Origin of the sequence: Ornithinimicrobium sp. (genome assembly GCF_051004135.1) — a bacterium.
Lineage (GTDB): Bacteria > Actinomycetota > Actinomycetes > Actinomycetales > Dermatophilaceae > Ornithinicoccus.
Map to the genome: position 1 here is coordinate 1 of NZ_JBPCKQ010000221.1, position 3,390 is coordinate 3,390.

Below are 3,390 nucleotides of genomic sequence, written 5' to 3' on the forward strand. Positions count from 1 at the left end.
ATGGTCGTGTCGGAGACGGCGCCGATGTGCTCGCCGAGCTTGGTGCGCGGCATCGTGGTGACCTTGTCGACCATGATGCTGCCGGGCCGGGCCAGTCCGGTTTGGCGTTCGTCCCCGAGCGGGATCCGCAACAGCGGGATCTCCGTCGGGTCGCTGGTCACCGGGCAGATGGTGACCGAGTCGGTGGCATCGAACCAGTCATCCTGGATCACCAGGACGGGGCGGGGCTTGCTGCCGTCGTGCCTACCTCCGGCGGCGGTCCACAGCTCACCGCGCCTCACTCCTCTTCCTTGTCAGTGAACCAGGAGATGGCATCGACGAAGGCTTGATCCTCGGCCTCGTGCGGGCTCGCTGCGGCCAGCGCGGATTGTCTATGCGCCTCGGCGGCGAACTCAGGGGCGCGCACGTCGGGAACCCAAATTTGCACCGGTCGCAACCCTTGACTGCGCAACCGGGACCGATGCGCCGCCACACGATCGCGAACCGACGGCTTGCCCTGCTCGCTCATGACATCCAGGTTACATGTAACCCAACGATGCAGGAATCCAGGCACGCCGCCAAGTGCTACTGTGTAGAACAACGAAGGGGGCGAACTCATGGCCGAGGTGGGCATCAGGGCGCTCAAGCAGAACGCCTCCGCCGTGGTGGCCCAGGTGGCGGCCGGGGAGACCTTGACCGTCACGGTGCGTGGCCAGCCGGTGGCCCGGCTGACTCCCCTGGCCACCTCGCCCCTACAGCAGCTGATCGAGGACGGCCGTGCCCGGCCCGCCCGCACCGCTCTCACCTCGCTGCCCGCCCCGCAGCCAGGCCCCCCGATCTCGGCCACCCTGCAGCAGATGCGAGTCGACGAACGCTACTGACGTGGCCTACTACCTGGACACCTCCGCCCTGGTGAAGCTGGTCGTGCAGGAGGCCGAGACCGCGGCCCTGCGGGCGTGGCTGCACCCCTCCCTCGACCTCGTCTCGTGCGACCTCAGTCGGACCGAGCTGGTGAGAGCCGTGCGGCGCGTCGCGCCCGATCGATTGCAGGACATTCGGGCCGTGCTCGATGGTCTGATCCTGCTCGAGGTCCCCACCTCGACCTTCGAGTCGGCGGGCCGGCTCGGTCCGGACGGTTTGCGCAGCCTCGACGCGATCCACCTCGCCGCGGCGCTCGGGCTCGGTGACGACCTGGAGGGCATCGTGAGCTACGACGAGCCGTTCGCGCAGGCGGCGCGGTTGCAAGGGGTCCGAGTCCTCGCCCCGGGCGCGTAGCGCGACGCCCCTGTCGGTGCAGACCTGCACCGCGATCGCCGACGACGTCCTGGCCTCCGGATCAGTGCGACGTAGCGCCCGAAGGTCAATCGGACAGCTCTCGGCAGCGTGCCCCCTATTCGGGGGCAGTGCATAGCCCGCGGAGAGCGACATATCGGATCAGCGCAGGATGGCGACCGGGGAAGCCGACAGCCACCTCCTCGGCGTCGTTTGTGCGCTGTGTCGGTGGCGGTGCTTAGGGTGGTGGGCACCGAGCAGGAGGGAGCACCGTGCTGACCTACGACGCACTCAGCGAGCTGCGCGAGCGGCACGCCGCGTGGCGGCTGCTGCGCGCCCAGCACGCCCCGCTGGTGCTGGCCTTCCTCGGCCGGGTCTTCGTCGAGGACAACACCCGCACCCTTGCCCTGTCCGACCTGGTCAGCGCTCTGGACGACGAGCTCTACGCGCTGCGCCAGGTCCGCGGTGAGGACGCGCTGCCCCAGACCCCCACCGCATACCTGACCGACTGGACGGCCGCCGGGTGGCTGCGGATGTACTACCCGGCCGACTCCGACGACCCGCACGTCGAGGCCACGCCCGCCCTGGAGCGTGCTGTCGCCTGGGTCGAGGGGCTGGCCGAGCGGGCGTTCATCGGCACCGAGTCGCGGCTGGCCACCCTGGTCGACCTGCTCAGCCAGATCGTGCACGGCTCCGAGACCGACCCGCGGCGCCGGCTGGAGCAGCTGCATACCGAGCGGGCCCGGCTCGATGAGGAGATCGCCCGCGCCGAGCAGGGCCAGGTCGACGTGCTCGGCGAGACCGCGCAGCGCGAGCGATACCAGCAGTTCTCCACCAGCGCCCGCGAGCTGCTGGCCGACTTCCGCGAGGTCGAGGCCAAGTTCCGCGGGCTGGACCGGGGGATGCGCCAGACCATCGCCGGCTGGGACGGCTCCAAGGGCGAGCTGCTCGACCAGATCCTCGGCGACCGCAACTCGATCACCGACTCCGACCAGGGCCGCAGCTTCCACGCCTTCTACGACTTCCTGCTCTCCTCGGACCGGCAGGACGAGCTGGCCGACCTGCTCGCCCAGGTGCACCGGATGCCGGCGCTGGACCCCGACCCGCGGGTGCGCCGGGTGCACCACGACTGGCTGGTCGCCGCCGACCGCACCCAGGCCACCGTGCGCCAGCTGTCCGACCAGCTGCGCCGTTTCCTCGACGACCGGGTCTGGCTGGAGAATCGCCGGGTGATGGACCTGCTGCGCAGCATCGAGACCACGTCACTGACGCTGCCGCCGGGTGAGCACCGGGTGGTCAGCGAGCTCGACGCCCTCTCCCCCGCGCTCAGGTTGGCGCTGGAGCGACCGCTCTACGCCCGACCCGCAGAGAGCCAGCTGGAGAGCGCGATCGGTGAAGCGGACGTCGACGGCGCTGACACTGCGGCCTTGTTCGCCCAGCAGTATGTCGACCAGCAGCGACTGGCGCGGCAGGTCCGCGAGGCATTGGCCGGGCGCAGCCAGGTCGAGCTCGACACCATCCTGGCGCAGCACCCGGTCGAGCAGGGGCTGGCCGAGGTCGTGGCCTACCTCGGGCTGGTCGAGGACGGCGTCGACGTGGTCCTCGACGCCGAGGAGCGTGCGCACGTCGCGTGGCAACCCGACGACGGGCCGGAGCGCACGGCCGACATGCCCGCCGTCCGCTACGTCCGGCACAGCACCGTCCCCCCGCACCCAGGAGGTATGCCGTGAGCTCACCCCCGTCGCCCGTCGCACCGTCCACCACTGCCTCGTCGCGCACCGCACCACCCCGGGTGCCCACCGGCGAGCGGCTGGAGCTGACCCATGTGGTCGTGCCGCTGCTCAAGGGCGTGGTCTACCAGGACGACAACACGGCGCTGTGGCAGCAGGTGCACCGGCACCGCACCCAGGTCACCGACCACATGGCCACGATGGGCCTGGACCTGGTGATCGACGAGGCCGAGGGCTTCGCCTACCTGCGCCAGATGGAGCACGACGACGTCGACATCCCCCGCCTGGTCCCCCGGCACCGGCTGTCACTGCGGGTCAGCCTGCTGCTCGCGCTGCTGCGCAAGCGGCTGGCCGAGTTCGACGCCTCCAGCTCCGACCCGCGGCTGATCCTGACCCGCGACCAGATCGT

General features: G+C 70.6%; 6 protein-coding genes. 4 read left to right on the plus strand and 2 right to left on the minus strand.

The window, feature by feature from the left end; translation table 11 throughout:
• Together ACR2FV_RS15830 and ACR2FV_RS15835 are read right to left on the minus strand one after the other, a co-directional pair.
• On the minus strand, positions 1 to 281 hold a 281-nt coding region (locus tag ACR2FV_RS15830; protein WP_434016664.1), incomplete at its 3' end, for a type II toxin-antitoxin system PemK/MazF family toxin.
• Positions 278 to 508, minus strand: coding sequence for an antitoxin MazE family protein (locus ACR2FV_RS15835; protein ID WP_434016665.1), 231 nt, complete (start codon positions 506 to 508; stop codon positions 278 to 280). The genes ACR2FV_RS15830 and ACR2FV_RS15835, both read right to left, overlap by 4 nt.
• 88 nt (positions 509 to 596) lie before the next feature.
• On the opposite strand from ACR2FV_RS15835, the gene ACR2FV_RS15840 reads away from it, so the two are divergent.
• The 4 genes from ACR2FV_RS15840 to ACR2FV_RS15855 all read left to right on the plus strand — a co-directional run.
• Positions 597 to 860: a type II toxin-antitoxin system Phd/YefM family antitoxin gene (locus tag ACR2FV_RS15840; protein WP_434016666.1), complete on the plus strand. Its 264-nt coding sequence runs from the start codon at positions 597 to 599 to the stop codon at positions 858 to 860.
• A 1-nt stretch (position 861) separates the two neighbouring features.
• The gene (locus ACR2FV_RS15845) at positions 862 to 1,254 is read left to right on the plus strand and encodes a type II toxin-antitoxin system VapC family toxin (RefSeq protein ID WP_434016667.1); all 393 of its coding nucleotides are present in this window, start codon (positions 862 to 864) and stop codon (positions 1,252 to 1,254) included.
• A gap of 269 nt (positions 1,255 to 1,523) precedes the next feature.
• Positions 1,524 to 2,981 (plus strand): DUF3375 domain-containing protein, encoded by a 1,458-nt coding sequence (locus ACR2FV_RS15850; protein WP_434016668.1) that lies wholly within the window; start codon positions 1,524 to 1,526, stop codon positions 2,979 to 2,981.
• On the plus strand, positions 2,978 to 3,390 hold a 413-nt coding region (locus tag ACR2FV_RS15855), incomplete at its 3' end, for a DUF4194 domain-containing protein (protein WP_434016669.1). The genes ACR2FV_RS15850 and ACR2FV_RS15855, both read left to right, overlap by 4 nt.